Genomic DNA, 25,667 nt, shown 5'->3' on the forward strand with positions numbered 1-25,667 from the left:
TTTCCCATGGACAACGAGGAGGAGGGACCCATGAGCGGCGCCCGCGTGCACGACTCCGTCCCGCACACCGCCCGTCCCCCGCGCCAGCGGCGCGGGGCCCTGCTGGCGGGCTCGGTCGGCAACTTCGTCGAGTGGTACGAGTTCGGGGTCTACGGCTACTTCGCGACCGTCGTCGCGGCGCGGTTCTTCACCCCGGAGGGCAGCAGCGAGACCGAGGGTCTGGTGAGGACGTACGCGTCCTTCGCTCTGGCGTTCTTCTTCCGGCCGGTGGGCGCTGCGCTGTTCGGACGGCTGGGGGACCGCATCGGGCGCCGCCCGGTGCTGATCCTGGTGATCGCGCTGATGACGGGCGCCACGACGCTCATCGGCGTGCTGCCCACCTACGCCACGGCCGGCGCCCTCGCACCATGGCTGCTGACCTTCCTCCGGGTGGTCCAAGGGCTGTCCGCGGGCGGGGAGTTCGGGGGCGCGGTCTCGGTCATGACGGAGTTCGCGCCGCCGGGCAGGCGGGGGCTGTACGGGTCGTGGCAGTCGTTCACGGTGGCTCTGGGGCTGCTCGGTGGTGCGGGCGTGGCGGCGCTGCTGGCGACGGTGCTGACCGAGGGGCAGTTGAACGACTGGGGCTGGCGGCTGCCGTTCCTGCTGACACTGCCGCTGGGGCTGGTCGCGCTCCGGCTGCGGCTGCGGCTGGAGGAGACACCGGCCTTCCGGCACGAGGGGAAGCGGGAGCACCCGCCCGGGCGCGAGGTCGCGCGGACCGTCGTTCTCGGAGCGGGGCGCGTGATGGGCTGGTCGGCGGCCGGCTACACCTTCCTGGTCGTACTCCCCTCGTACCTCCAGAACACCCTCCACACCGGCTTCCGGCAGGCGCTGCTCACCACGGTCCTCGCCAACCTCGGCTTCGCGGCCACGATCGTCCCGGCGGGCCTGCTCAGCGACCGGATCGGGCGGCGCCCGGTGCTGCTCACCGGCGCAGGACTGGTCGTGGTCCTGTCCGTTCCACTGCTCAACCTCCTTCAGAACACGGGGACGTCGAACGCCGTGAAGGGTGTCGCCGTGTGCGGGGCGGGTGCCGTCGTCGGGCTGATGGCGGGACCGGGGCCCGCCATGCTCTCCGAGATGTTCCCCACGAGCGTCCGCCACACCGGCCTGGGACTCGCCTACGCCCTGTCCAATGCTGTGTTCTCGGGCTGCGCGGGCCTCATCATCACCGAGACGATGAAGCGGACCGGAAGCGTGGACATTCCCGCGTACTACGCGGCGGCGACGTGCGCCGTCAGTGCGCTCGCCCTGGCCACGCTCCCCGACAACCGAGGGAGTTGAGCACGTGCGGGTGATCGGCCTGATGTCCGGGACGTCGTACGACGCGATCGACGCGGCGGCGGCGGAACTGACCCTCGAAGGCGAGGACCTCGCCCTGCGGCCGCTCGGGATGGTCGGTGAGCCGTACGACGGCGCACTGCGCCAGGCGCTCGCTGCCGCGCTGCCCCCGGCGGCCACGACGCTGGCCGAGGTGTGCCGCCTGGACACCCTGATCGGGCAGGCGTTCGCCGCGGCGGCGGTCCGGGCCGACCGTGAACTGTGCGACGGCGGAGCCGAGTTGATCGCCTCGCACGGGCAGACTGTCTACCACTGGGTCGAGGACGGGCGGGTGCACGGCACGCTCCAACTCGGTCAGCCCGCCTGGATCGCCGAGGCGACCGGGCTGCCGGTGGTCGCCGACTTCCGCCCCAGGGACATCGCCGCCGGTGGTCAGGGCGCGCCCCTGGTGAGCCTGGTCGACCTGCTGTGGCTGCGCGGCAGGGCGGGAACTCCGGTGGCGCTGAACGTCGGAGGCATCGCCAACCTCACCGCGCCGGACGGCACCGCCTTCGACTCCGGGCCCGGGTGCGCCCTCGTCGACGTGGCCGTGCAGGGGTTGACCGGGGGACGTCTGCACTACGACGTGGACGGCGCCCTCGCCGCCCGCGGCACCGTGCACGAGCCGTTGCTGGAACGCCTGCTCGCGGAGCCGTACTACGCGCTGCCCGCGCCCAAGACCACCGGCAAGGAACTGTTCCACCTCGGTCATCTGCGCGACGCGCTGACCGGGTTCGGCACGCTCACCGCCGAGGACGTCATCGCGACTCTCACCCGGCTCACCGCCCGTACGGTCGCCGACGCGGTGCGCTCGGTGGATGCCACGGAGGTGATCGCGTCCGGCGGCGGCACCCGCAATCCGGCGCTGATGGCGATGCTGGGCGCGGAGTTGCCGGGAGTGCCCGTGCGCACGTCCGACGCTCTGGGCCTGCCCGCGGCCGCCAAGGAGGCGTACGCCTTCGCCGTGCTGGGTTTCCTGACCCTGCACGGGCTCACGGGCACCGATCCGGTGAGCACCGGGGCCCGGCATCCGAGTGTGCTCGGCTCGATCACGCCGGGGCGCGGCGGGCTGCGGCTGCCGCCGAGGGCGGGAGCGGCGCCGGTGCGACTGGTCCTGGCATGACATCCGCCGGTCGTGACGCGACACCCGGCGGCGCTTCCGAGGCGTTCTTGAAACGAATCTTCCGGATCCCTCTCATCCGCCTTTCACCCACGGCTCATACGGTGGGTCCATGACGCAGGTGACTCCTCCCGGTTGGTATCCCGACCCGGGGCAGACAAGTGACAGTCCCGCCACCGAACGCTGGTGGGACGGCAAGACATGGACGGACCAGACCCGCCCCGTCGGGTCCGCCGCCGCGTGGGGTCCCCCGACGCACCCGCCGGCCGCCGGACCGTATCCGGCGCTCGCTCCGGGCGCCCCGCGACGCGGACTGCGCACCGGCATAGCCGTCGCCGCCGCGATCGCGGTCCTCGCGGGCATCGGGGGCGGGGTGTACGCCCTGACCAAGAGCGACGGCAACGGCGGGAACAGCGCCACTTCACAGGCCCCCGGCGGGCAGAACGGCGGCCAGGGCGGATTCGGCGGGCAGGGCGGCGGCAACGGGGGCCTTGAGGGCGGAACGGGCGGCGTTCCCGGAGGCTCCGGAGGCTCGGGCGGTTCCGGGGGCCAGACTCCGGCACCGGGCCAGTCCGGGCAGCCGCAGCTCGAGGACGGCTACGCCACCGATCTGATCAGCGGCATCAGCATGCCCGTGCCCGACAACTGGACAGGCGGGAGCACCACGAAGGGTGCCGTGCTGTTGACCAAGGACACCTACAAGTGCCCCGGCGACACCTCGCAGGACTGTCAGCGCGGCGGCGCCTACTCGGCAACCGCCGCGGCACAGAAACTGAAGTCCACCACGGCGGAGGCGGCGGCCAAGGAGGACATCTCCAAGAACGCCACCGAGTCGTACGGCAAGGGCTACGGCACGATCACCTCGCACACGGAGCTCGCCTCCAAGGCGGTCACCGTGGCCGGCGAGAAGGGCTACCTCGTCCGCTGGAAGGTCGTCACCAGCAAGGGTGACGACGGCTACGTCGAGTCGCTCGTCTTCCCGTCCCCCGCCGACTCCAAGTCACTGATCGTCGTCCGCTTCGGCATCGACGTCAGCTCCAAGGCGCCCAAGGAGTCCGTGATCGACGACATCACCAAGGGCATCAAGGTGGCCTCCGGCGTGAGCGGCAACGGGCAGAACGTCTAGCCCGTAAGTCCAGCCCCGGACATGGATCGGCCGGGTGGGGTGCCCCTCCGCTCAAGAGGAACCCCACCCGGCCGGGGGTGCGCGCCGCCCCCGTCCCCACGGTGCGGCGCGAGCAGGCCGACGTCCGGTCATCCCGCGGACGGCGACCTGAGTCTCAGGTCAGGCCGAGGGCCGGAATCACGACGGCCTCGACGAATTGTGTGAGATACGCCGCATCGGCGTTCCGCCCTTCCAGCACGGGACGAACCCGCACCACACCGAACAGCTGCGCCGGGATGAACTCCAGCGCCGGGTGGTCCGCGGCGACCTCGCCCCGGGCGACCCCGCGGGCCAGGATCTCCTTGACCGCGCCGATCTCGGGCTCGACGAGCGCGTCGCGCAGCGCCTCCTGCAGTTCCTTGTCCTGGAACACGGCGTGGCCGAGCGCCTGGTGCAGCTGGCTGTCGCGGCCCGACCAGTTCCCCGCGGCCTGCGCCATCGCGCGCAGGTCCCCGGCGAGCGTGCCGGTGTCGATGCCCGAGAAGCGCGGACAGCTGTTGGCCCGCAGGGCGGCGGCCACGAACTGCGGCTTCGTCTTCCACTGGCGATAGAGCGTGGACTTGCTGCACCGGGTGCTCGCGGCCACGCCCTCCATGGTGAGCGAGTCATAGCCGCACTCGCGGATCTGCTCGAGCACGGCGTCGTAGAACTCCTGCTCACGCTCGGGCGTGATCTTGGAGCGGCGCGAGGCGACGACCGTCTCCGGTCCGTCCGCGGCCTGCGACGTCATGGCTCATCTCCTCGCTCGTGTGGATGGCTCGCCTGGTGTTCCGCTTCACACAGTGTATATCGATACGCCACTGTACCGGTACGCGTCCGTATCGGTACAGTGGCGTATCGGTACACCTTCGTATCGGTACACTTCCGTATCGATGAGTCTTGGACAGGACCCACTCCGCTGTCGAGTGAATCTCGAGTGATCGAGTGGATTCTGTCCTGGGCTCACCGCGCACCACCCCAAGCAACACCGTCAGCAAAGGGGCCGGGGGATGGAATCCCGAACCGAGCCTGCGGAAGCAGAACCAGAGCCGGCCGCGGCGATACGGCGGCCGTCGCCGCACAGCACCGCGGCACGGCCACCTCTCGTACGTGAGCTCCTGCTCGTCGTAGGGCTCTTCGTCGTCTACAAGGTCGGCAGGCAACTGGCCGACGGCCACACCGCCGAGGCCTTCCGCAACGCGAACCGCGTGTGGGACTGGGAGCGGACGCTCCACCTGCCGGGCGAAGGCTCTGTACAGGGCGCGCTGCTGCACAGCGACACCCTGGTGCACCTCGCGAACACCTACTACGCGACCGTGCACTTCCCGGCCACCGTGGCCTTCCTGGTCTGGATGTACCTGCGGCGCCCGGTCCACTACGTGTGGGCCCGCCGGGTCCTGGCCGCGGTCACCGCCGCCGCCCTGGCGCTGCACCTCACCTTCCCGCTCGCCCCGCCCCGACTGCTGGCCACCGCGGGCCTGGTGGACACCGGACAGGTGTACGGGCCCACCGTGTACGGGGCGCACCCGGCGACCGACGAGATGGCGAACCAGTTCGCGGCGATGCCCTCGCTCCACTTCGGCTGGGCCCTGATGGTGGCGATCGGCCTGATCGCCGCGACCCGCTCCCGCCTGCGCTGGCTGTGGCTGCTGCATCCGCTGCTCACCCTGCTGGTGATCGTCGGTACGGCGAACCACTACTGGCTCGACGCGATCGTGGCGACCGCGCTGCTCGGCATCGCGCTGGCCGTGATCCGTCTGCCGCGCGGGGCCGGGGCGACCGAGGCGCACGGCCTTGTCGCCGCCGAAGCGTCCGAGGAAGCCGACGCAGAAGCCGGGAATTCCGGCGGGGCCGGCGGTGCTGGCGAAAAGGAATCCGTACCGGAGCTCGTGGGGGCAAGACGATGAACGCCACACTCGCCGCCGTGGTCCTCTCGCTCTTCTCGGCCGTGGCGTACGCCGCCGCGGCCGTGGCCCAGGAGCGGCTGGCCTCCCGGACGACCGACTCGGGCATGCTGCGGCTGCTGGGCAGCGGGGCCTGGTGGTGGACCGTCGTACTGAACGCCTCCGCCGCGCTGCTGCACGTCGCCGCGCTGAAGTACGGCACGCTCACGCTGGTACAGCCGCTCGGCGCGCTCACGCTGGTGGCCGCGGTGCCGCTCGGCGCACGGGTCGCCGGACGGCGGGTCAGCGCGGTCGAGTGGCGCGGTACCGCGCTCACCCTGATCGGACTGTCCGCGCTGCTGGTCACGGCGTCCGGGCCCGCGCCCGACGATGTGCTCAGCGTGCCGCAGGCGCTGGGCGTGGCCGCCACGACGGCCGCCCTGATCGGCATCCTGTCGCGGCCCGGCGCCCGGCCGGGGCTGCGGCACGCGACCGCCTCCGGGTTCGCCTCGGGTGTCGCCTCCGCGCTCACGCAGACGGTGACCGTGGCCGTGACGGACCGCTCCGGCCCGCTGCTCAGCGCCCAGGTGATCGTGGTGGCCCTGCTCGTCGCCGCCTTCGCGGCGGGCGGACTGCTCCTGTCGCAGACCGCCTACCGGGGTGGTCTCGGCGCCCCGCTCGCCGTCGTGACGCTCGCCAACCCGGTCGCCGCCGGGGCGATAGGCCTCTTCCTGCTCGGGGAGCAGTTGCAGGGCGGCCCGGCCGGCCTGCTGCTGGCGGCCATGGGCGCGGGCGTGGCGGCGTGGGGTGTGGTGACGCTGTCCCGCTCGGTGCCGGAGCTGCCCGAACCTCTGGGGGGCGCCACGGACGAGCACCCCGTCGCCGCGGTACTGGCGTTGGAGCCAGGATCGGCGGCGTACGAACCCTCGTTGCTGCCGAAGCAGTCCGACTCGGGTCAGCTGACGCCCCTGTAGGACTCCTGGAGGGCTCCGGGGAAACGCACGACAAGAAGGGTGGGCGCGGAGATTTCCGCGGCCACCCGTGTTGTAGGGCGCCGGTTCAGCCCAGCCCGCGGGCGTCCTGCTTGAGCGCCGTGTCGACGGTGAGCGCCGTCGCGACGACGAGGCTCAGCAGGGGCTCGGGAAGCTGGTAGTGGATCTGGAGGACGTAGTTGTCCGCCGTGGTGAACATCGTCTTGGCGAGGCCTTCCCAGGTCTTGGTGATCCGGGCGACCTCGTTGTCCGTGTGGTCGACGATGGCGAAGTTCCAGGCGCGCCAGTTCTCCGCCTTGATCGCGCCGACCTGCTGACCGTTGACGTTGATCGCGAAGTTGATCTTCCCGATCATGTTCTGCTGCACGATCTCGCCGACGGGCTGCCCGTCCGGACGCTCCACGACCACCCGCGACTTGATGAACTTCGCGGGACGCGTGAGCCGCAGCACCGGCTGCCCGTAGGCGTCACGGATCTCCAGCTTGTGCGTCATGTACTGGTCGAGGCTGGAGACGAAGCGGAGCGCCTTCTTCAGACCGCTCTGGCCGACCTCGACGACCGCGCCGAGCAGGTTGCCCTGCTGATCCATGACCTTGTACTCGTTGGTCAGCTCGATCAGCTTGGCCTTCTGGTTCACCACCAGGACCGGCTCGGTGAACAGGGTGCCACCGCCGGCACCACCACCCGCGACACCCGCCTGCTGCTGCACCTGCTTCTGCACGCGAGGGTCGGGACCGGCCGACGGCTGTCCGTACGGCTGCTGGGCCTGCTGCGGAACCGTCGGCCCCGCCGGGGCCGCCTGGTCCGCGTTGGTGTGCTCGGTCCACTGCGAGCCGTCCCAGTAACGCAACGTCTGGGGCGCCCCGTGCGGATCGGGATACCAACCTGCAGGTGTGTTCGAATGCGTGGTCACCGGGGCACACTACCGTGAGTTGGCCGGAATTTGACCAGAGGCGAGATATCCATCAGACGGTGACGATCGCCGGGTCGCTCACACCCGCGTGGCCGTTCTCGACATGTCCTGCGAACCGCCGCAAGAACCCCGCGTCCACCGTGGACACGACGGTCAGGTCGTACCAGCGCCGACTCGCCCGCAGGTCCACCGTGTGCCGCACGGTCGCGCCCGCCCGCACCTTGAACGAACTCGGCCGCCCTCCGTAGCCGTTGGTGAGCTTGAGCTCGGCCGTGCCGGACCCCTTGTTGGTGAAGGTCAGTTCCACGTTCCCGTCGACGTGGCGCGCGGTGACCTCGGGTCCCGCGGTCTTGCCGGGGCCCTTGAAGACGCGCAGGAAGCCGTTGGGGCCGTGCACCGTCAGGTCGTACGAGCCGCCGGAGTACGCCGAGTTCCAGGTGTCCGAGACGGTCTTGCCGGCCTCGGTCGTGTACGTCCAGGGGCCGTCGGTGCGGTTGCCCGAGGTGATGAAGAAGGCGGCGCCGGCCTTGGCACCCGAACCGAAGGTGAGCGTGAACTTCCCGGCCGCCGCGTCCGCCGAACCGTCCACGAGGGGCGCGTACTTGAGCGGGCGGGCCGGGCGCGAGCCGCGCTCCTGCCGGGGCAGGACGGGGTTCGCGGGCGGTGTCGGCACATAGTCGGGGTGCCGGTCGTGGTCCGGCGGCTGGTAGCCGTCGGTGTCCGGCAGCGCGACCGGCTTGGTGTCCTTGCACGAGAAGTCGAAGGCGGCGGTGAGGTCGCCGCTGATCGCGCGCCGCCAGGGCGAGATGTTGGGCTCGTGCACGCCGAAGCGGCGCTCCATGAACCGGATGATCGAGGTGTGGTCGAGGGTCTCGGAGCAGACGAAACCGCCCTTGCTCCAGGGCGAGACGACAAGCATCGGCACCCGCTGGCCGAGTCCGTACGGTCCGGCGGCACGGCTCGCGTCGCCCTTGTAGAGGTCCGGGCCGACGTCGACCGTGGACTTGCCCTGCGCGGCCGACTGCGGCGCGAACGGCGGCACGAGGTGGTCGAAGAAGCCGTCGTTCTCGTCGTAGGTGATGAACAGGGCCGTCTTCGCCCACACCTCGGGGTCGGAGGTCAGCGCGTCAAGGACCTGAGCGATGTACCAGGCCCCGTAGTTCGCGGGCCAGTTGGGGTGCTCGGTGAACGCCTCGGGTGCGACGATCCAGGAGATCTTGGGCAGCTTCTTGCCCTTGACGTCGGCCTTCAGCTGGTCGAAGAAGCCCTCGCCCTTGCGGGCGTCGGTGCCGGTGCGAGCCTTGTCGTAGAGCGGATCGCCGGGCTTTGCATTGCGGTACTGGTTGAAGTAGAGCAGCGAGTTGTCGCCGTAGTTGCCGCGGTAGGCGTCCGGGATCCAGCCCCAGGAGCCGTTCGCGTCGAGGCCGTCACCGACGTCCTGGTAGATCTTCCAGGAGACCCCGGCCGCCTCCAGTCGCTCCGGGTACGTCGTCCAGTCGTAGCCCACCTCGTCGTTGCCGAGGACCGGGCCGCCACCCTTGCCGTCGTTGCCCGTGTAGCCCGTCCACATGTAGTAGCGGTTCGGGTCGGTGGAGCCGATGAACGAACAGTGGTACGCGTCGCAGATGGTGAACGCGTCGGCGAGCGCGTAGTGGAACGGTATGTCCTCGCGCGTCAGGTACGCCATCGTCGTCGACGACTTGGCGGGCACCCACTTGTCGTACTTGCCCGCGTTGAACGCGGTGTGCCCGTCGCTCCAGCCGTGCGGGAGGTCCTGGATGAACTGCAGGCCCAGGTTGTCGGCGGTGGGCCGGAAGGGCAGCACCTCCTTGGTGCCGTCCGACTGGTGCCAGACCGACTTGCCGCTGGGCAGCGTGGACGGGCGAGGGTCACCGAAACCGCGGACGCCTCTGAGCGAGCCGAAGTAGTGGTCGAAGGACCGGTTCTCCTGCATCAGCACGACGATGTGCTCGACGTCGTCGATCGTGCCGTTCCCGTGGTGCGCGGGCAGCGCGGCGGCGCGCTCGACGCTGTTCGACAGCGCGGTGAACGCCGCGGTGCCACCGGCGAGTTGGAGGAAGCGGCGTCGGTTCACTTGAGGCATGACTGGGTGACCTCTTGTCCTGACGTGGTGCTGTGGATGGGACCTGCGCGGGGGGAGTGTTCCAAGAGGAACGAATGTCGGGGAAGACCCCGTGGCGGTGGTGTGACGCACAGGGGTCTGCGACGCGAACACCAGCGTGCGTGCTTTCCGCGCCGATGCGCGGTCTCAGGCGCCCTTGCGGAGCAGGGCGGCCCGGGTCACGGATTCAGGCACCCTCGCGGTCCAAGACAGCACCGCGTCACGGCTTCAGGCACCCTTGTCGGCTTCAGGCTCCCTTGCACAGCAGGGCGGTGATCTCCAGGCCGGTTTCCCGGTCCAGCCTGCCCGGGCAGTCCACGCCCAGCGCGAGGGCCAGGTCGCGGCCGTGGAGGTCCACCGCGGACTCGACCAGCTCGGCGAAGGCGTCCATCGCCGCCCTGCCCCGGCGCACTCCGACCATCGCCAGGCCCAGCGCGATCAGGGCGGACGGCCACCACCAGACGGCGGCCAGCAGGTACGGCAGGCTCCAGGCGGTGAGACCGACGGCGTCGTCATAGGCCTCCCGCGCGGTGCGCAGTTCGGTGCGGGTGTCGGCGGACAGGACGAGCCAGAGCCGGGACCAGGCCGAGTCGAGGTCGAGCCGGTAGGCCTGGTGGACGCGCAGGTCGAGGGCGCGGACGCGGTCGCCGGTCCAGCAGGGGTGGGCGGGCTCCACCAGGGAGATCCGGTTCCGTGGACAGGGTCTGTTCGGAATCGGTGCTCGTCATGGCATGCGTTCCTTCCCGGGGCGGGGATCAGGGCTTGAGGCGGCCGGTGGCGAACATCGCGGCGGACCACGCCGAGAGCGCGGCGGCGAGGGCCCAGACCACGAGAAGGGCCCATCCCGCGCCGACGTCGCCCCGGCCGAGGAAGCCGATCCGCTCGACCTGGACCAGCCAGAAGACCGGGTCGAGGTGGCTCAGAACGCCCCAGACCGGGGGCAGCTGCCGGACCGAGTAGAAGACGCCGCCGAGGAAGCCCAGCGGCAGCAGAACGATCGACTCCATGGAGTAGACGTGGTCGAGCGACCTGGCGAGGCTGCCCGCGATCACGCCCACCTGTGCGGCGACCAGCAGCACACCGAGCGTGCCGAACAGCAGGACGAGGGGGCGGGCGACGCTCCCGCCGCCGGTGAGCGGGAGAGCCACCGCCAGCACTCCCCCACCTACGAAGGCGCCTCGGGCGACACCACCGCTCACCAGTGCCGCGTTGATCTCCCACCAGCGCAGCGGGCTGGCGAACACGTCGTGGATGTACCGGTCGCGCCGGGCCTCGAACAGGCTGGTCGTCCCGTTGAAGAAGCCGACGTTGACGATCGCCTGGGCGAAGAGACCAGGCACGATGAACCTGCCGTAGGAGACGCCGTCGATCGTGTCGACGTGCCGTCCGAGAGCCGACCCGAAGACGACGACGAACAGAACGGTCGACAGCACCGGACCGACGACGCTGTAGCGCCAGATGGTCAGGAACCGCAGGACCTCGCGCTCCAAGAGCCACAGGAACGGCGACCGTTCGGGATGGAAGGGCTCGTCGTACGACGGGAGAGCCGGCGGGGCGTCGGTGCTGCTCGTCACGCCACCTCCTCCCCGGTGATCACCCGGTCGTAGACCTCGGAGATGTCCCGGGCCTCGTAGCGGTCCCGCAGCAAGGCCGCGGAGCCGCGGTCGATGATCCGGCCCGCGCGCAGCAGCGCTATCTCGTCGCACAACGTCTCCGCCTCCTCGAGGTAGTGCGTCGTCAGCAGGACGGTGGTGCCCGCCGCATTGAGGCCCTTGACAAGCCTCCAGATCTCCGCGCGCAGCTCGACGTCGACACCGGCGGTCGGCTCGTCGAGGATGAGCAGGCGGGGACGGTGCATGAGCGCCCGTGCGAGAACGAGACGCCGCTGCATACCCCCGGACAGCTCATAGGCGCGTGCGGTGGCCTTGCTGCCGAGGCGGAACACCTCTAGCAGCTCGTCCGCACGCCGGACGGCCGCCTTTCGGCCGATGCCGTGGTACCCGGCGTGGTAGATCAGGATCTGCCGGATCGACAGGAACCGGTCGACGTTGATCTCCTGCTCGGCCAGGCCCAGCAGCCGTCGGGCCGCACGGCTTCGGTGGTCGTGACCGAAGACGGTGAGCGTGCCGGTGGTGGGACGGACGATGTTGCAGACCGAGCCGATCAGCGTGGTCTTCCCCGCGCCGTTGGGGCCGAGCAGCCCGAAGAAAGCGCCGTCGGGGATCTCCAGGTCCAAAGCGGCGACCGCGGTGAAGCCGTCCCCGTACGTCTTGCTGAGCCCTTGGACGAGCAGAGCCGGCGGCTTGCTGTCAGTCACCGGATGCATGGGGCTCTTCCGGGTGGAACTGGTTGGCCGGCACCGGCAGCCCGTAGTGTTCGCGAAGGGTCGTGCCTTCGTACTCCTCACGGAACAGGCCCTTGCCGCGAAGGATCGGCAGAACGTGCTCGATGAAGCTCTCCAGGCCCGACGGCAGGGCCGGCGCCATGATGTTGAACCCGTCGGCGGCACCACCCTCGAACCAGGTGATCATCGTGTCCGCCACCTGTTCGGGCGTGCCGATGAACTCGAAGTGGCCGCGGCCGCCGCCGAGCCGCGAGATGATCTGGCGGACCGTCAGCTTCTCGCGTACGGCGAGCTCGATGATCAGGTCGGATCGGCTCTGCGTGCCCTCCAGCTTCGGTCTCGCGAGGATGAAGTCCGGCAGTGGCTCATCGAGTTCGAACACCGACGGCTCGGTTTCGAAGACCGCGGCCAGCTGACGCAGTCCGTACTCCGGGACGCGCAGGTCGTCGAACCGCTTGGCCAGCGCCCGGGCCTGCGACTCCGTCGACCCGATGTACGGGACGATGCCCGGCAGCACGATCACGCCGTCCGGGTCACGCCCCGCGGCCCTGGTCCTGGCCTTGATGTCGGCGTAGAAGCCGGCCGCACGCTCGTACGTCTGGTGGGCGGTGAAGATCGCCTCGGCGTGGCGTGCCGCGAAGTCCTTGCCGTCCTCGGAGGAGCCGGCCTGCACGAGCAGGGGGTAACCCTGGGGCGGGCGCTCGACGTTGAGCGGGCCGGCCACCGAGAAGTGCGTGCCCCGGTGGTCGAGCGTGTGGAGCCGGGCGGGGTCGGCGTAGCGCCCCGTGGCCTTGTCGGCGACGACGGCCTCGGACTCCCAGCTGTCCCACAGCGCCTTGGCGATGTGCAGGAACTCGTCGGCCCGAGCGTAGCGTTCGGCGTGGTCGGGACGGTTGACGAGGCCGAAGTTGGCCGCCTCGTCGGCGCCCGCCGAGGTGACGATGTTCCAGCCGGCGCGACCACCGCTGACATGGTCGACCGACGCGAGGCGACGGGCGAGGTTGTAGGGCTCGTTGTACGTGGACGACACGGTCGCGATGAGTCCGATCCTGCTGGTCGCCTGCGACAGCGCGGTCAGCAGGGTGAGGGGCTCGAGCTGGCCCGGCGGCCGGAACTCGCCCGTGCCGGTGATCGCCGGGCCGTCCGCGAGGAACAGCGAGTCGAACTTGGCGCTCTCCGCCAGCTGGGCCAGTTCGATCCAGTGCCGCAGGTCGAAGTCCGCCCGCGGGTCGCTGTGCGGGAGCCGCCAGGCAGCCTCGTGGTGGCCCGCCTCCATGAGGAAGGCGTTGAGGTGGAGCCGGCGTCCTGTCTGATCGCTCACGACTGCTCTCCAGTCCGTTCGTGGTGCCCGGGCTCAGCCGACCGACAGCTTCGAGCTGTCGTAGCCGACCGGCAGGAGGTTGTCGGTGATCGACGAGACGTCGACCTTCTTGGTGATCTGGCCCGCCTCCAGGAAGGCGTCGGCGAGCTTCTGCTCCGCTGCGATGTCCGACTTCTCCACCGGGGTCACCCGGGTCTCGAAGGCCGTCAGGGACGCCTTGGCATCGTCCAGGGGTATGCCCTCCTCCTTGGAGATCGCCTCGGCGTACTTGTCCTCGTGCTTGATCGCCCATGCGAACTCGTGGGCCAGCCGCTGCAGGACGTCGGTGAGAGCCGCCCGCTTCGTCTTGTCGTTCAGCGAACTCGCACTCGCGACGTAGTAACTGCTTGTCTGGTCGATCGGCGGGAGACCCTTCGCCAGGATCCGCGCACCGTTCTTGACCGCGATCGCCGACTGCGGGTTCCAGATCGCCCAGGCGTCCACCTTGCCGGTGTTGAACGCCGTGGCGCCGGCCGCCGGGTCGAGGAAGGCCAGCTTCACGTCGTTGGGGGTGAGGCCCACGCTCTTGAGCGCGTTCAGCGCCAGACCGTGCGCCGAACTGCCCTGCGGCACAGCGATCTTCTTGCCCTTGAGGTCCGCGAGCGTCTTCAGCGTCGAGCCCTTCGGAACGATGATGTTCTCGTTCGCCTGGGTGGGCCTGAGGGAACGATTGACGGCGACGACCTTGAAGCCGTACTCCTTCGCTGCGCCGGTGATCGGCGGTACGTCGCCGACGCTGCCCAGGTCGATGTCGCCCGACGCGGCCGCCTGTACGAGCGGCGGGCCGTAGGTGAAGCGGGCGAACTTCACCTTGTAGGGCGCGTTGTCGAACACGCCGGTGATCTTCGCCAGCTCCTGGCTGCCGTCACCGCCGTTGTCACCGATGGTGAAGGTGTACTTCTTCCACTCGGCATGGCTGCCGGCGCCCGATCCGCTCGCGTCGCTCAGCGGTGCTGCCGTCTCCGACTCCGATCCGCAGGCGACGAGGGTGCCCGCCAGGGCGAGCAGACCGACGGCGGCGACGATTCGGGAGGACCTTCTGGACATGGGTTCTCACGTGCTTTCTGTGCTGTGGTGTGGTGGGAGAAGTCAGTGGGCGGGGTGGAGGAGGTCAGTGGGCGGGGTGGGGGAAGTCAGTGCTGGTTGGCCAGACCGAGGTCGTACAGGAGCGCGGAGCGCAGCTCCTCTCGCGCGATGCTCCCCTCGCGGTCCGCGGCCGACAGCTCGACGAGGTGAGAGGTGCCGATGCGTCCGTTGCTCATGACGACGACGCGGTCGGCCAGCGCGATCGCCTCGTCGACGTCGTGGGTGACGAGCAGCATGGCCGCGTGGTGCTTGCTCCGCAGCGCTCGCACCAGGTCGTGCATGCGCAGCCGCGTGATCGCGTCGAGCGCCCCGAACGGTTCGTCGAGCAGCACGAGTTCGGGCTCCGAGACCAGCGCCCGTGCCAGCGACACCCGCTGGGCCTCGCCGCCGGAGAGCTCCTTGGGCCACGCCTTCTCACGGCCCGAGAGTCCGACCTCTGCGAGCACGTCGAGGGCCCGCTGGTCGGCGTCCGGTCCGTGCAGGCCGAGGGTGACGTTGCGCAGCACCCGCTGCCACGGCAGCAGACGGTCGGCCTGGAACACGATCGCGCGCTTCGCCGGAACCTCCACCCGCCCGCCGTCGGGCCGGTCAAGACCGGCCAGCAACCTGAGGAGGGTGCTCTTGCCGCAGCCGGAGGGGCCCAGCAGGACCACCAGTTCCTCGTCGGCGATGGTGAGGTCCAGGTGGTCGAGGACGACTCGGTCCCCGAACCGGCGGACGACGCTCTCGACGACGGCGCCGGCCTGTCGGCGGGGCTGTGCGCTTTGCGTAGCAACTGTGGTGCTCATGCCGCCTCATAACTGGGGCGCCACCGCAGCAGCACCCGCTCGAGAACCCGGACGAACTGGTCGGCGAGCAGACCGAGGAGCGAGTAGATCACCAGCCCCACGAAGACCTGGCCGGTCTGCAGGTAGGTCTGCCCCTGGGTGATGAGGAAGCCGAGACCCTTGTCGGCGTTGACCGTCTCGGCGGCCACGAGACCCAGGACGCTGTAGGCGAGGGAGAAGCGGAGACCGACCAGGAACCCCGGCAGGGCTCCGGGCACCAGCACCCGCGTCACGAGGCGCCAGGTGCCGGCGCCCGTCGTCCGCGTCATCTCGATCAACCGCTGGTCGACACCCCGGATCGCGGCGAACAGGTTGAGATACATCGGGACGCCCGCACCGAACGAGATCAGCAGCACCTTCGTGAGCTCGTCGATGCCGAACCACACGATCATCAGCGGCAGCACCGCCAGCAGCGGGATCGTGTTCAGGATCTGCACGACCCCGTTGAACAGATACTCGCCGCTGCGCAGCAGCCCGCCGAGCACCCCGCTGACGATGCCCACCGTCAGACCGATCGCGAGACCGATGCCGGCCCGTTGCAGCGAGATGGCCAAGTCCGGCCCGAGGACGCCCTGTTGCCACAGATCGACGGCGGACTTGACGATGGAGGTCGGTGCCGGAGCGTAGGTCTTCTTCAGCACTCCGGCCCTGGCCAGGATCTCCCAGGCGATGAGGATCACGACCGGAGTCGTGTAGATCCCCAGCGGCCAGCGCAGGCGCTCGCGGAGTGCGCGGAGCGAGGTCTGGCGGCGGGCGTCGCGCGGCAGGAAGACCTCGCGCCCCGGCGCACTCGTCGTCTCGACAGCCGCCGAGCCGACAGCCGGCCTCTCGAGGCTGATCTCGGTCATCGGGCAGCCACCTCCAGCACTTTGCTGTAGTGCAAGGCGTCACCGACGAGCGGCTCGCTGCGGCGTCCGTCGACGCCCACCGGCACGTCTCCAGCGACCGTCACCCGGTTGAGGCGTCGCGGGTGGCCGTCGTAGTTGTCCACCCCGTAGTGCTGGGTGATCCGGTTGTCGAAGATCAGCAGCTGGTCGGGGGACCAGGTCCAGCGCAGGATGTTCTCCGGACGGGTCACGTACGACTGGAAGATGCGCAGCAGATCGGCCGACTCACTGCTCGACAGGCCGACGATCCGCTTGGCGAACCCGCCGATGAACAGGCCGCGTTCGCCCGTCAGCGGATGCACCCGCACGAGAGCGTGCTCTGTCTCGTACGGCGTGGAGACGAAGACCCGGTCGTACTCCTCCCACTGTGCCGTCGTGGCCTGAGGGCGCGCGTAGTCGTACTGGTTGGTGTGCACGACGCGCAGTGAGTCCGCAAGAGCGCGGAGCGGCTCGGGCAGGTCGAGGTAGGCCGCGGCCGCGTTCGCGACGAGCGTCTCGCCGCCGTACGGCGTCGTCACGATCGACCGGAGCGTGGTGAGCTGCGGTGGGTTGACCAAGAAGGTGACGTCCGTGTGCCATTCGTTCGCCTTGGACGTCTCGCTGTCTACGGCGAGCACGTTCGTCGTACCGTCGGTGGGCGGCACGTTCGGGTGGGCGGTTGTCAGGTCGCCGAACCACCCGGCCACACGCTCCTGACCGGCGTTGTCGAGGTTCACGTTGTCGAACACGATCGCCTTGTGCTCGTCGATGGCATGACGGAGTGTCGTGATCGTCGAGGGCTCGGGGCGCGCCGCGAAGTCGACGCCCTCGACGAGCGCGCCGATGCGGCCCGTGAGCTTGCGGATGGACAGAGACATGGGAGGTCCCTCTCAAGGAATTCGGGAGCACTGCCGCGTGCTGAGAGTCGGAGTGAACGGGTGATGGGCAGGGGTGAACGACCGCGAAGCCAGTACTCGGTCTGGGCGTCACGCGAGGGACCGACGACTGCATGAGGAGTGCCGGATGAAGGTCATGCTCGTGTGATGGAGGTCGCGCGACCGCTGACTGACGGCACGTCAACCGTCGATCTGGAGCTGTGTCGCACGTACTTCTCCCCAGCGGGAGAGGAGCGGCGGAGAGAGGATCAGGAGAAGGGGACGGTCACGCGGTGCGTACCGCGGTCCCTCGAGGAGGCACCGATGTGGCGGCGGCTTCGCACCGTCCCACCCGGAGGTACGCCTTCGGCGCACATCGATCGCTGCAGGGGCCGCTTTGTGGATCAGCGACGCGCTTTCCGGCTCAGCGACACGCTCTCCGGATCAACGGCAACAGAACGCGCTGGAGACGTGCGCCAGGTCGATGTGGCGCCTCCGAGTCAAATCCACGCGCGGGGTCATGGAACGTGAGTTGAGCAGACGTCCACCCCCTCGGTCAATAGGTTCCGGACAGGTCTCACATTGCGGAAACGTGGAACTTCTCCGCCCCTTCAGAACGACGCCGTGGCGCCTTCCGGGACCCGTCAGTTCGAACGGTGGGGTGGTCGGGGCGGACCGGCGTGATGTGTAGCGGCATCTATTCGGGGTCGGGGTCGGGGTGGGTTCAGGTGCCGGGGCGCCCGGCGGCCGTCCATGCGGCGTACTCCTGGCGGACGTAGGGGCGGCGGCTGGGGTCGAGCGAGATCATGTCGGGGTGGTGCGGGCCGGCCACCAGGCCGGGATGACGTCGGTCGTACAGCACGAGTTCTTCGGCGGTTTGTGCGGCGGCGCCGACCGGGCCGGGGCCGGGGTCGTCCAGGGCCATCCGGTCCATAAGAGCAGCCCTACGCAGCAGCCAGGCCCGTTCGGCAGCCGTCGCATCGACCGGCGGGCCGGAGAGGGGCCGGACTTGACGGCCGTCGCGTTCGGCCCCGAGGGCGAGCACCTGGCGCATCTCGCGGCGCAGGTCGGGGGCGTCGGCGTACGCCTGGTGCGAAGGCGGCGCGTCGATGACCTCGGCGGTATTCGGGGTGACCCGCATGCTCACACCTCCGCCGGTACGTCGAGGCCGCAGCGTTTGCAGAGCACCGTGTCCTGGCCGGGGTCGCCGTGGTCGAGGGCCGACAGGTTTGCCGGGGAGGGCACGAGCACCTGCGCCGGGCCCAGGCAGCCGTCGACGGGGCACGGCCTGTGGGTCGCGAAGGCCCGAGCGGTGGGGCCATCGGGCGATCCGGGGCCGGTCATGCCGAGCACCTCAGGCAGGCGCGGACTTCGCGTCCGCTGCGCGTCTGGTGGACCTCGGTCGACTGCGCGAGGTACTGGACGATGCCGGTGCCGCGGCCGTGTTCGTCCGGGGCGATGTCGGGGCGAAGGTGCTCCACGGCCGTTCCGGAGTCACTGACCACTATGTGCAAAGTGCCGTGGTCGAGGACGAGCACCAGGGTCATGCGCTCGCGTCCGTACTGGGCGGCGTTGGCGGCGAGTTCGTCAACGATGAGAACGGCGGAGTCCCGTTCGCTCGTGGGAACACTCCAGGTATCCAGCAGATCGGCCGCGAAGTGACGAACGGCGGAGACGTGCGCCTCCTGCGCGGGCAGGGTGAGCAGCGCCTGCCGGCTGCAGTGCCGGGTGAGCGGCGAGCTCGGGCGGGGGGAATCGGTGACAAACATGGCCATCTGGGTTTTCTGTGGATGTACGGAGACCGGAAAGTGGGGGACCGCCGACGACTTCGAGGGACGGTCGGTATGCCGGATCCTGCATGGGAGCGCTCATTCAGTTCCACGGCGGCGCGTGGCGAACGGTTCGAGTCATTCGCGCCTTTTGCCCAACTTCTTGTGGGTCAGGTCAACGCCGATGGCCGGGCTGAGCTCACTCGCCTCGGCCAGGCCCTTGTGAGCCTCAGGGCGCCGTCACCGGCCACCCGGAGGGGGCGTGCACGCCCTGTCGGCGCACTCACGCATCAAGTGCGGCTGAGGACCGGCCCGTTTCGCGGGAGCCGACGGCGAGGCATCAGTCCCTGACCATAGAGGCCGATGTCGGCCTTCGGGGCCACCGCGGGCATCCGCCGGGCGCCCTTGCCGGACGCTCTCGATCTCGCCGATCCCGGAGCCGTACGGCATGGTGGCGTCGGTCGACGACAGCGCCCACGGGCTCGCCTTCGCGGCCGATGCCACGAGCACTGGCCTCCTCGATGACCGGGCTCTCGGCCCCTCACGCCTGCATCGTGACCAGCTTCTGACCGTCGCCTGCGACGATCTCGAAGTGCTCGATGGCTCCCGGAGACATGGCGACCGCCCCTGGGATCGTGGTGCCGGGAGGGTACTCGCCTGCCCGCCAGGTGGCGCCGTCCGCCCTGGCTCCGCCGGGCCCGACCGCCTGCAGCCGGCAGGTGATTCCGGCGGGCGCCCCCTTGGCGGAGACCTGCAGGACACTGCCCCAGGCAGAGGGTGAGACCTTCACCGAGGCGGTTACGCCGGTGGCGGGATCGCTTCCGGAGAAGGTACGCCAGGCAGTCGGCGCGGTCGGCCCCGGCTGTGTCGCCAGACTGCCCACCGATCCGACAGCCGCCAGCCATGTGCCGCCGATCGCTGCCGCGATGAACGTCAGGGAGGCGGCGGCGCCGGCCAGTTGCAGACGCCAGGTCCTGCGGCGCCGGGCCGCGGCCTGCTGGAGCAGCCTCTCCAGCACACCCGCCTGCGGCACCGCAGGCACGGCGGGCCGTGCAGGCGAGGAGCCCTGAGCGCTCTCGGCCGCCCGCGCCACCAGCCGGTCGACCAGGTCATCACCGGCCGCCGGCACCGTCTGGCCCGCGGCTTCGGCTGCGGTCACCGTCGCCAGCAGCGCGGGCAGTCCCGCCAGTTGGGCGTGTTCCGCCCGGCACTCGGCGCATTCCGCGAGGTGGGCGCGCGCTTGTTCCATCTCCGCCGGGGGCAGCGTGCCCAGGACGTATCCTCCCAGCACCTGCCTGAGGACGTCGTGCTCCGCGCTCATGGTCGCCACCTCCTGCATGCCACGGTCATGGCTCGATGCCCCGTTCCAGCAGCGCCAGCCGCAGGGCGTGCAGGGCGTAGTACGTCCGCGACTTCACGGTGCCCAGCGGGACGCCCAGCACCCGGGCGGCCTCCGCCATGGTCCGGCCCCGGTAGTAGGTCTCCAGCAGGACCGCGCGATGGTCCGGGGACAGCGTCCGGATGGCATCGGCCACCGCCCAGCTCTGCAGTGCCTGCTCGATCTCGTCCTCGCCCGGTGCCTGCTCGGCGACTCGCTCCAGCGCCTCGCCGCCGGCCTCGGCCGGTCTGGCCTTCCGGGCCCGGTGGGCATCGATGACCAGGCGCCGGGCCACGGTACACAGCCATGCCCGGGCCGGGCCGCGTGCCGGGTCGAACGCGGCGGGATGCTGCCACGCTCGCAGCAGCGTCTCCTGCACGACATCCTCCGCCCATTGCCAGTCTCCTGAGGTCAGTCGCAGCACGTAGTGGAACAGGGGGCCTGCGTGCTCCGCGTACAGAGTCCGCAACAGTTCCTCGTCTGCGGTCGAAAGGGTCCCTTTACCAGAGACACGGTGCGCGGAGTCATCCGGATCGGTCCTTTGATCACGTTTTCGAGAACTCCAGGGCATAAGTCGATCATCGCGCATATGTATTGCTTTGTCGTGTAACGCATGGCGTGGTGCCGGTGACACTCCGTGAACGCTTTGGGCGGCACCGCCTCTGCCGGGCCCGACGGCACCACCGAGACCACGCGAGCGGAGCACCCAGGGCCTGCCGATCTACGAAGATCACCAAGAAGCATCATAAAAAGTACATATCCACCGAACCGTGCGCCCCCGCCGCCCGTGGAACCGGACAAGAGCCGATTTACGCGGCACTCCTCCTCCATCCGTCAAGGGCACGCGGCCGTGACGCGGCATCCACCACACATCACTGCGGTTGCGTGCGCTCAGCCGGCACATTCCCCCGTCTCTGCCTGATCAGCGAGGAACGAACACCATGCACCTGAACTTTCGTAAACCAAGTCGGCGATCACGCGCCGCGGCCGGGCTGGCCGTCGCCACCGCCTGCGCGTTGGGGCTCCTCAGCGCATGCGGCCAGTCGTCGCATCCCTCGTCCACCGGAGCCGGTGCCATCAGGCCCGGTCCAGGTCAGCACCAGATAGCAGGGATGTCCGGTGCCGCCGGACCGGGGAACACGGCGGGCTCCGCTCCCGGCACCTCGCCGATGCCCAGCATGAGCATGCCCATGAGCCCCCCGAGCACGGGCGCGGCTGCCGCGCCGGTGGCCGGGGACGCCGTGGCGATCAAGAACTTCGCATTCGCCCCGGCCACACTCAAGGTCAAAGTGGGCACGACGGTGACCTGGACCAATCAGGACACCGACGCCCACACGGTCACCAGCACGGGATCGGGCGGCCCGTTGCAGTCGGCAGCCCTGAACACCCACGCAACCTACAGCTACACGTTCACCAAGCCCGGCACCTACTCCTACCTCTGCACCATCCATCCGTTCATGACCGCCACCGTGGAGGTGACCCGATGACCGGCTACTACGACAGTCACGACAGTGCACCGGCCGGCGATACCGAGCAGCCCGCCACGGAGCACGGTATGTCCCGGCGCCAACTCATCCGCCACGCGGGGTGGTTCGGCGGCGCCGTGGTACTGACCGTGGCCAGTGGAGAGGTGATCAGCCACATCGCCGACTCCCGGGAGACCAAGTCCATGGCCGCCGCCGGCGCCACCGCAGCGGCGAACAGCTCGCTGCGGTTCGTGCAGGTCTCCGACAGCCATATCGGGTTCCATGGCCCGGCGAACACGGACGTGGTCGGCTCATTCACCGAGGCGATCAACCAGGTCAACTCGCTCGGATTCAGACCCGACTTCGTCATGCACAGCGGCGACCTGACCCACCTGTCCACGGCCGGCCAGTTCGACCAGGTCAAGCAGATGCTGACCGGTATGCAGACAGACCGTGTCTTCACCGTACCGGGCGAGCACGACTCCATCGGCGATGCGGGCCGCGCCTACCGGAAGACCTTCGGCATGGGCACGCTCGGCGATGGCTGGTACAGCTTCGACACCCACGGTGTGCACTTCATCGCCCTGGTCAACACCCTGAGCCTCGAGAAGCTCGGCCATCTCGGCAACGACCAGATCGACTTCGTCCGCAAGGACATCGCCGGACTGTCGTCGGACACTCCCATCGTGGTCTTCAGCCACATCCCGCTGTTCGCCATGTACCCGCGGTGGGGCTGGAGCACCGATGACGCCCTCAAGGTCATCGCCCTCCTGCGCCGCTTCTCCTCCGTCACCTGTCTCAACGGGCACGTCCACCAGCTGTTCACCAAGACAGACGGCAACATCACCTTCCACTCCGCCACCACCACCGCCTACCCCCTGCCCAAACCGGGCCGTGGCCCCGCCCCCACTCCGCAGGTCGTCCCCGCCCGGCAGCTCAAGGACGCACTCGGCATCCGCACCGTCGGCTACCGCCAGGGCGACCGCGAACTGGCCGTCAAGGATCAGAGGCTGGCATGAACACCCGAAGACTCCTCGCCCCCACCCTGCGATCGGCGAGCGCCGCCACCCTCGCCGCCGGCGGCTACATACACGCCCAGCTCTACGTCGACGAGTACCGCTTCATCCACATCATCGGTCCGCTGTTCCTGCTCCAGGCCAGCGCCTCCTTCGCCCTCGCCGCCCTGCTGCTGTTGGGGACACCACCCCTGCTTCTGAGGGCCGCCGCAGCCGGTGTCACGCTCGGCGCCCTCGCCGGCTTCGCCGCCTCACGCACCGTGGGCGTCTTCGGATTCACCGAACACGGCCTGCAGCCTGCCCCGCAAGCCCTCCTCAGCCTCCTCACCGAAACCGGCACGCTGCTGCTCCTCTCGATCTGGCAGATGACCGTGACAAGACAACACCGCGCCGCCCGAACACCCGTCAGGACACCCATCCGGGAGCGGGCCACCAACTGAACCACCGCGGCCAAGCCACTCGGGATGGCCCAGGACCAAGGAGTATCCCCATGCACCTGGAACCGCGCCCAGGAACCGCCGGGCCGAGCCCACACCTCCGCGAACTGAAGGATGCCGTGCGCGCCCTGCTCGGCCTGGACAACGACACCGCCGTCATAATCCGCCAACTCACCTGCAGCGAACCCGGCTGCCCACCGCTGGAAACCGTCGTCGCCGTGGTGCCGATGGACAGCGAGGCCCACCGCTGGACACTCCACCGCCCCGCCGACCAAATCACCGAGAACGACCTGAGGGCCACCCTGCTCCCCCACCGACCGAGCTGACCGGAACAACCGAACGGCTTCCTAGGAGCAACTCCCTGAACAGCCATTTCACGGAAGCCCTTCCGCCTGACAGAAGCCGCCTTGCCGAGCCACCGCGCACATCACGACCCTGTTCCCAACCACGGCACGCGGGGCGACGGCGCCCCGCCGACAGGGACGGGAACGCCATGCCTCACATGACCGCCTTCGCCAGGAACCAGTGGTACGTCGCCGCCTACTCGCACGAGATCGGGCGGGAGTTGCTCGGGCGGACGATCCTCGGCGAACCGCTCGTCTTCTACCGAACCGAGGACGACGGGACGGCCGTCGCCCTGGCGGACCGCTGTGTGCACCGCCGCTTCCCGCTCTCGGAGAGCCGGCTCGACGGCGACCGGATCGTGTGCGGGTACCACGGGTTCACGTACGACACGACCGGCAGCTGTGTGTACGTGCCGGGGCAAAAACGCATACCGCGCACGGCCCGGGTCGCCTCGTACCCCGTCGTCGAGCAGGACTCGTTCGTCTGGGTCTGGATCGGCGACCCGGCACTCGCCGACCCGGGGTCCGTCCCCCGCGCCCGGCACATGGACTCGCCGGACTGGACCACCGTCTGCGGCATGGAGCCCATCGACGCCGACTACGGGCTGCTGGTCGACAATCTGCTCGACCTCTCGCACGAGACGTATCTGCACGGCGGTTACATCGGCACGCCCGAGGTCGCCGAGACGCCGATCACCACCGAGGTCGACGAGGGCGCGGGCATCGTGCGGGTCAGCCGGCACATGGACGACGCCGAGTGTCCGCCGTTCTACGCCCGTTCGACCGGCATCGAGGGCCGGATCACCCGCTGGCAGGACATCGAGTACCACGCGCCGTGCCTGTATCTGCTGCACAGCCGGATCGCCCCGGTCGGGGTGCTGCCCGAGGCGGACGGCAGCGACCCGAACGGCTTCCACACCGAGATCACCTACGCGATCACTCCGTCGAGCGACGGCCGTGTCTACGACTTCTGGGCGGTCTCCCGGGACTTCGCGAAGGAGGACGAGGAAGTCACCACGTTCCTGCGGGACTTCAACCACACCGTGGTGATGCAGGACGTGGACGCGCTCAACCTGCTGCAGAAGACGCTCGGCACCGAGCGGACGGGCTACCAGGAGCTGAGCATCAACATCGACACCGGCGGTCTCGCGGCCCGCCGCATCCTCGCCCGCCTGGTCGAGGAGGGCGACAAGCCGATGGAGAAGGTCCTGTGACCACGCCTCCCCGCTTCGTGACCCGCGAGATCTACCGCATCGACTGGATCCCGGGCACCGATGTGCTGCACGGCACCTGTCACTGCGGTGCCGAGCACAGCGCCCAGGACCCGATCGAGATGTGGGAGTGGATGCTCGGCCACCCCGAAGGACATCGGCCGCAAGAGTCACGGGGGCTTGGATCATGAGCTCCTACGAAGTCGAACTCGTCGTGGACAGCGGAGAGTTCGTTGCCGATGGCGTGCTCTCCCTCACCCTGCGCCATCCTCGTGGTGAGGAACTCCCCGCCTGGGAGCCCGGCGCCCACATCGACGTTGTGCTCGGGGTCGGCCTTGAGCGGCAGTACTCGCTGTGCGGGGATCCCGCGGACGGTCGGGCGTGGCGGATCGCGGTGCTGCGGGAACCGGACGGGCGCGGCGGATCCTCGTATGTGCACGAGCAGTTGGGCTCGGGCGACAAGGTCCGGGTCCGCGGCCCGCGCAACCACTTCGCTCTCGCGCCCGCCGCCCGCTACCGCTTCGTCGCGGGCGGCATCGGCATCACCCCGATCCTGCCGATGCTCGCCGCGGCGGAGGCGGCGGGCGCCGAGTGGACGCTGCTGTACGGCGGGCGGACACGCGACTCCATGGCGTTCACCGGGGAGTTGGAGCGGTACGGGGATCGGGTGACGGTCGCCCCGCAGGACGAGTGCGGACTGCTGGACCTCGACTCCGTCCTGACCGGGGTCCCCGAGGGCACGCTCGTCTACTGCTGCGGTCCCGGCCCGCTGCTGGACGCGGTGGAGGCGCGCTGCCCCGCCGGGCTGCTGCGCGTCGAGCGTTTCCGCCCGAAGGTTCAGGAGACGGGCGGGGACAGTGAGTTCGAGGTGGAGCTCGCACGCAGCGGGCGTACGCTGACCGTCCCCGCGGGTGCCTCCGTGCTCGACACCGTGCGCGGCGCGGGCGTCGAGGTGCTCTTCTCCTGCACCGAGGGCACCTGCGGGACCTGCGAGACGGACGTCCTGGAAGGGACCCCGGACCACCGGGACTCGGTACTCACGGACGAGGAGCGGGAGGCGGGCGAGACCATGCTCATCTGCGTCTCCCGGTGCCTCGGGAAGCGGCTCGTGCTGGACTTGTGAGCCGCGGGGTTCTGGAGGCCCGCCTCGGCGCG

At 69.7% G+C, this 25,667-nt stretch carries 28 protein-coding genes; 12 read left to right on the plus strand and 16 right to left on the minus strand.

Translation table 11 applies throughout. The annotated features are described in order from the left end of the window. Positions 1 to 30: 30 nt before the first annotated feature. The 3 genes from ACFVWD_RS07775 (at position 31) to ACFVWD_RS07785 (ending at position 3,605) form a co-directional block, all read left to right on the plus strand. On the plus strand, positions 31 to 1,323 hold the full coding sequence (locus tag ACFVWD_RS07775) for an MFS transporter (RefSeq protein WP_389594436.1): 1,293 nt from the start codon (positions 31 to 33) through the stop codon (positions 1,321 to 1,323). Positions 1,324 to 1,327: 4 nt separating this feature from the next. Continuing rightward, positions 1,328 to 2,482 (plus strand): anhydro-N-acetylmuramic acid kinase, encoded by a 1,155-nt coding sequence (locus ACFVWD_RS07780; protein WP_385381005.1) that lies wholly within the window; start codon positions 1,328 to 1,330, stop codon positions 2,480 to 2,482. 109 nt (positions 2,483 to 2,591) lie between these two features. Beyond that, positions 2,592 to 3,605, plus strand: coding sequence for a DUF2510 domain-containing protein (locus ACFVWD_RS07785; RefSeq protein ID WP_389594437.1), 1,014 nt, complete (start codon positions 2,592 to 2,594; stop codon positions 3,603 to 3,605). A gap of 154 nt (positions 3,606 to 3,759) precedes the next feature. Here the strand turns inward: ACFVWD_RS07785 and ACFVWD_RS07790 are convergent, their stop codons facing one another. After that, entirely contained in the window at positions 3,760 to 4,374 is a 615-nt protein-coding gene (locus ACFVWD_RS07790; RefSeq protein ID WP_054236092.1) for a TetR/AcrR family transcriptional regulator, read from the minus strand. Positions 4,375 to 4,633: 259 nt separating this feature from the next. Between ACFVWD_RS07790 and ACFVWD_RS07795 the strand changes: the two genes are divergently transcribed. Together ACFVWD_RS07795 and ACFVWD_RS07800 are read left to right on the plus strand one after the other, a co-directional pair. Next, a complete protein-coding gene (locus tag ACFVWD_RS07795) occupies positions 4,634 to 5,530 on the plus strand; it encodes a phosphatase PAP2 family protein (RefSeq protein WP_389594438.1) in 897 nt (298 codons plus the stop codon). Then, positions 5,527 to 6,480 carry a DMT family transporter gene (locus tag ACFVWD_RS07800; RefSeq protein WP_389594439.1) on the plus strand — a complete coding sequence of 318 codons (954 nt, stop codon included), beginning with the start codon at positions 5,527 to 5,529 and terminating at the stop codon, positions 6,478 to 6,480. Before ACFVWD_RS07795 ends, ACFVWD_RS07800 begins: the two co-directional genes overlap by 4 nt. Positions 6,481 to 6,565: 85 nt before the next feature. Here the strand turns inward: ACFVWD_RS07800 and ACFVWD_RS07805 are convergent, their stop codons facing one another. The 15 genes from ACFVWD_RS07805 to ACFVWD_RS07875 all read right to left on the minus strand — a co-directional run bounded on the left by ACFVWD_RS07805 (position 6,566) and on the right by ACFVWD_RS07875 (position 20,609). After that, positions 6,566 to 7,411 carry a phospholipid scramblase-related protein gene (locus tag ACFVWD_RS07805; protein WP_385367709.1) on the minus strand — a complete coding sequence of 282 codons (846 nt, stop codon included), beginning with the start codon at positions 7,409 to 7,411 and terminating at the stop codon, positions 6,566 to 6,568. A gap of 52 nt (positions 7,412 to 7,463) precedes the next feature. Further along, on the minus strand, positions 7,464 to 9,515 hold the full coding sequence (locus tag ACFVWD_RS07810; RefSeq protein WP_389594440.1) for a phosphocholine-specific phospholipase C: 2,052 nt from the start codon (positions 9,513 to 9,515) through the stop codon (positions 7,464 to 7,466). 265 nt (positions 9,516 to 9,780) lie between these two features. Next, complete coding sequence (locus tag ACFVWD_RS07815) at positions 9,781 to 10,209, minus strand: hypothetical protein (protein WP_389594441.1); 429 nt, start codon at positions 10,207 to 10,209, stop codon at positions 9,781 to 9,783. A gap of 79 nt (positions 10,210 to 10,288) precedes the next feature. Next, positions 10,289 to 11,107, minus strand: a complete 819-nt coding sequence (locus tag ACFVWD_RS07820; RefSeq protein ID WP_389594442.1) for an ABC transporter permease — start codon at positions 11,105 to 11,107, stop codon at positions 10,289 to 10,291. Next, positions 11,104 to 11,850 (minus strand): ABC transporter ATP-binding protein, encoded by a 747-nt coding sequence (locus tag ACFVWD_RS07825; RefSeq protein ID WP_385367726.1) that lies wholly within the window; start codon positions 11,848 to 11,850, stop codon positions 11,104 to 11,106. Before ACFVWD_RS07825 ends, ACFVWD_RS07820 begins: the two co-directional genes overlap by 4 nt. Next, positions 11,843 to 13,198, minus strand: a complete 1,356-nt coding sequence (locus ACFVWD_RS07830) for an LLM class flavin-dependent oxidoreductase (RefSeq protein WP_389594443.1) — start codon at positions 13,196 to 13,198, stop codon at positions 11,843 to 11,845. Before ACFVWD_RS07830 ends, ACFVWD_RS07825 begins: the two co-directional genes overlap by 8 nt. 33 nt (positions 13,199 to 13,231) lie before the next feature. Further along, complete coding sequence (locus tag ACFVWD_RS07835) at positions 13,232 to 14,284, minus strand: aliphatic sulfonate ABC transporter substrate-binding protein (protein ID WP_389594444.1); 1,053 nt, start codon at positions 14,282 to 14,284, stop codon at positions 13,232 to 13,234. Positions 14,285 to 14,370: 86 nt separating this feature from the next. Further along, positions 14,371 to 15,111 (minus strand): ABC transporter ATP-binding protein, encoded by a 741-nt coding sequence (locus ACFVWD_RS07840; RefSeq protein WP_389594445.1) that lies wholly within the window; start codon positions 15,109 to 15,111, stop codon positions 14,371 to 14,373. Next, positions 15,108 to 15,998, minus strand: coding sequence for an ABC transporter permease (locus ACFVWD_RS07845; RefSeq protein WP_389594446.1), 891 nt, complete (start codon positions 15,996 to 15,998; stop codon positions 15,108 to 15,110). Before ACFVWD_RS07845 ends, ACFVWD_RS07840 begins: the two co-directional genes overlap by 4 nt. After that, positions 15,995 to 16,894 carry a TauD/TfdA dioxygenase family protein gene (locus ACFVWD_RS07850; RefSeq protein WP_389594447.1) on the minus strand — a complete coding sequence of 300 codons (900 nt, stop codon included), beginning with the start codon at positions 16,892 to 16,894 and terminating at the stop codon, positions 15,995 to 15,997. The genes ACFVWD_RS07845 and ACFVWD_RS07850 overlap by 4 nt, the downstream gene beginning before the upstream one ends. 721 nt (positions 16,895 to 17,615) lie before the next feature. Further along, positions 17,616 to 18,032: a hypothetical protein gene (locus ACFVWD_RS07855; RefSeq protein WP_389594448.1), complete on the minus strand. Its 417-nt coding sequence runs from the start codon at positions 18,030 to 18,032 to the stop codon at positions 17,616 to 17,618. Between the two features lie 2 nt (positions 18,033 to 18,034). After that, positions 18,035 to 18,235, minus strand: coding sequence for a hypothetical protein (locus tag ACFVWD_RS07860; RefSeq protein WP_389594449.1), 201 nt, complete (start codon positions 18,233 to 18,235; stop codon positions 18,035 to 18,037). Continuing rightward, positions 18,232 to 18,666 (minus strand): ATP-binding protein, encoded by a 435-nt coding sequence (locus ACFVWD_RS07865; protein ID WP_389594450.1) that lies wholly within the window; start codon positions 18,664 to 18,666, stop codon positions 18,232 to 18,234. The genes ACFVWD_RS07860 and ACFVWD_RS07865 overlap by 4 nt, the downstream gene beginning before the upstream one ends. 535 nt (positions 18,667 to 19,201) lie before the next feature. Beyond that, positions 19,202 to 19,981 (minus strand): anti-sigma factor family protein, encoded by a 780-nt coding sequence (locus tag ACFVWD_RS07870; RefSeq protein WP_389594451.1) that lies wholly within the window; start codon positions 19,979 to 19,981, stop codon positions 19,202 to 19,204. A gap of 25 nt (positions 19,982 to 20,006) precedes the next feature. Continuing rightward, positions 20,007 to 20,609 (minus strand): sigma-70 family RNA polymerase sigma factor, encoded by a 603-nt coding sequence (locus tag ACFVWD_RS07875; RefSeq protein ID WP_389594452.1) that lies wholly within the window; start codon positions 20,607 to 20,609, stop codon positions 20,007 to 20,009. A gap of 619 nt (positions 20,610 to 21,228) precedes the next feature. On the opposite strand from ACFVWD_RS07875, the gene ACFVWD_RS07880 reads away from it, so the two are divergent. The 7 genes from ACFVWD_RS07880 (at position 21,229) to ACFVWD_RS07910 (ending at position 25,635) form a co-directional block, all read left to right on the plus strand. Then, positions 21,229 to 21,525 carry a plastocyanin/azurin family copper-binding protein gene (locus tag ACFVWD_RS07880; protein ID WP_168513593.1) on the plus strand — a complete coding sequence of 99 codons (297 nt, stop codon included), beginning with the start codon at positions 21,229 to 21,231 and terminating at the stop codon, positions 21,523 to 21,525. Beyond that, positions 21,522 to 22,523, plus strand: coding sequence for a metallophosphoesterase family protein (locus ACFVWD_RS07885; protein WP_389594453.1), 1,002 nt, complete (start codon positions 21,522 to 21,524; stop codon positions 22,521 to 22,523). The genes ACFVWD_RS07880 and ACFVWD_RS07885 overlap by 4 nt, the downstream gene beginning before the upstream one ends. Then, positions 22,520 to 22,960: a hypothetical protein gene (locus tag ACFVWD_RS07890; protein WP_389594454.1), complete on the plus strand. Its 441-nt coding sequence runs from the start codon at positions 22,520 to 22,522 to the stop codon at positions 22,958 to 22,960. The genes ACFVWD_RS07885 and ACFVWD_RS07890 overlap by 4 nt, the downstream gene beginning before the upstream one ends. A 50-nt stretch (positions 22,961 to 23,010) precedes the next feature. Then, the gene (locus ACFVWD_RS07895) at positions 23,011 to 23,283 is read left to right on the plus strand and encodes a hypothetical protein (RefSeq protein ID WP_389594455.1); all 273 of its coding nucleotides are present in this window, start codon (positions 23,011 to 23,013) and stop codon (positions 23,281 to 23,283) included. Between the two features lie 167 nt (positions 23,284 to 23,450). After that, complete coding sequence (locus ACFVWD_RS07900; RefSeq protein ID WP_389594456.1) at positions 23,451 to 24,515, plus strand: Rieske 2Fe-2S domain-containing protein; 1,065 nt, start codon at positions 23,451 to 23,453, stop codon at positions 24,513 to 24,515. After that, positions 24,512 to 24,703: a hypothetical protein gene (locus ACFVWD_RS07905; protein WP_389594457.1), complete on the plus strand. Its 192-nt coding sequence runs from the start codon at positions 24,512 to 24,514 to the stop codon at positions 24,701 to 24,703. The genes ACFVWD_RS07900 and ACFVWD_RS07905 overlap by 4 nt, the downstream gene beginning before the upstream one ends. Continuing rightward, complete coding sequence (locus ACFVWD_RS07910; protein WP_389594458.1) at positions 24,700 to 25,635, plus strand: PDR/VanB family oxidoreductase; 936 nt, start codon at positions 24,700 to 24,702, stop codon at positions 25,633 to 25,635. The genes ACFVWD_RS07905 and ACFVWD_RS07910 overlap by 4 nt, the downstream gene beginning before the upstream one ends. Positions 25,636 to 25,667: the final 32 nt, after the last annotated feature.

It is taken from the genome of Streptomyces sp. NPDC058086, from assembly GCF_042885015.1.
In the GTDB taxonomy this organism is placed as follows: Bacteria; Actinomycetota; Actinomycetes; order Streptomycetales; family Streptomycetaceae; genus Streptomyces.

Excerpts from the sequence above, each read along its gene's own strand:
- ACFVWD_RS07850 (WP_389594447.1), bottom strand. The coding sequence starts at position 16,894 with ATGTCTCTGTCCATCCGCAAGCTCACGGGCCGCATCGGCGCGCTCGTC.
- ACFVWD_RS07865 (WP_389594450.1), bottom strand. The coding sequence starts at position 18,666 with ATGGCCATGTTTGTCACCGATTCCCCCCGCCCGAGCTCGCCGCTCACC.
- ACFVWD_RS07785 (WP_389594437.1), top strand. The coding sequence starts at position 2,592 with ATGACGCAGGTGACTCCTCCCGGTTGGTATCCCGACCCGGGGCAGACA.
- ACFVWD_RS07845 (WP_389594446.1), bottom strand. The coding sequence starts at position 15,998 with ATGACCGAGATCAGCCTCGAGAGGCCGGCTGTCGGCTCGGCGGCTGTC.
- ACFVWD_RS07880 (WP_168513593.1), top strand. The coding sequence starts at position 21,229 with ATGAGCCCCCCGAGCACGGGCGCGGCTGCCGCGCCGGTGGCCGGGGAC.
- ACFVWD_RS07885 (WP_389594453.1), top strand. The coding sequence starts at position 21,522 with ATGACCGGCTACTACGACAGTCACGACAGTGCACCGGCCGGCGATACC.
- ACFVWD_RS07795 (WP_389594438.1), top strand. The coding sequence starts at position 4,634 with ATGGAATCCCGAACCGAGCCTGCGGAAGCAGAACCAGAGCCGGCCGCG.
- ACFVWD_RS07840 (WP_389594445.1), bottom strand. The coding sequence starts at position 15,111 with ATGAGCACCACAGTTGCTACGCAAAGCGCACAGCCCCGCCGACAGGCC.
- ACFVWD_RS07900 (WP_389594456.1), top strand. The coding sequence starts at position 23,451 with ATGCCTCACATGACCGCCTTCGCCAGGAACCAGTGGTACGTCGCCGCC.
- ACFVWD_RS07775 (WP_389594436.1), top strand. The coding sequence starts at position 31 with ATGAGCGGCGCCCGCGTGCACGACTCCGTCCCGCACACCGCCCGTCCC.
- ACFVWD_RS07860 (WP_389594449.1), bottom strand. The coding sequence starts at position 18,235 with ATGACCGGCCCCGGATCGCCCGATGGCCCCACCGCTCGGGCCTTCGCG.
- ACFVWD_RS07870 (WP_389594451.1), bottom strand. The coding sequence starts at position 19,981 with ATGAGCGCGGAGCACGACGTCCTCAGGCAGGTGCTGGGAGGATACGTC.
- ACFVWD_RS07800 (WP_389594439.1), top strand. The coding sequence starts at position 5,527 with ATGAACGCCACACTCGCCGCCGTGGTCCTCTCGCTCTTCTCGGCCGTG.
- ACFVWD_RS07810 (WP_389594440.1), bottom strand. The coding sequence starts at position 9,515 with ATGCCTCAAGTGAACCGACGCCGCTTCCTCCAACTCGCCGGTGGCACC.
- ACFVWD_RS07895 (WP_389594455.1), top strand. The coding sequence starts at position 23,011 with ATGCACCTGGAACCGCGCCCAGGAACCGCCGGGCCGAGCCCACACCTC.
- ACFVWD_RS07790 (WP_054236092.1), bottom strand. The coding sequence starts at position 4,374 with ATGACGTCGCAGGCCGCGGACGGACCGGAGACGGTCGTCGCCTCGCGC.
- ACFVWD_RS07910 (WP_389594458.1), top strand. The coding sequence starts at position 24,700 with ATGAGCTCCTACGAAGTCGAACTCGTCGTGGACAGCGGAGAGTTCGTT.
- ACFVWD_RS07855 (WP_389594448.1), bottom strand. The coding sequence starts at position 18,032 with ATGCGGGTCACCCCGAATACCGCCGAGGTCATCGACGCGCCGCCTTCG.
- ACFVWD_RS07890 (WP_389594454.1), top strand. The coding sequence starts at position 22,520 with ATGAACACCCGAAGACTCCTCGCCCCCACCCTGCGATCGGCGAGCGCC.
- ACFVWD_RS07875 (WP_389594452.1), bottom strand. The coding sequence starts at position 20,609 with ATGCCCTGGAGTTCTCGAAAACGTGATCAAAGGACCGATCCGGATGAC.
- ACFVWD_RS07835 (WP_389594444.1), bottom strand. The coding sequence starts at position 14,284 with ATGTCCAGAAGGTCCTCCCGAATCGTCGCCGCCGTCGGTCTGCTCGCC.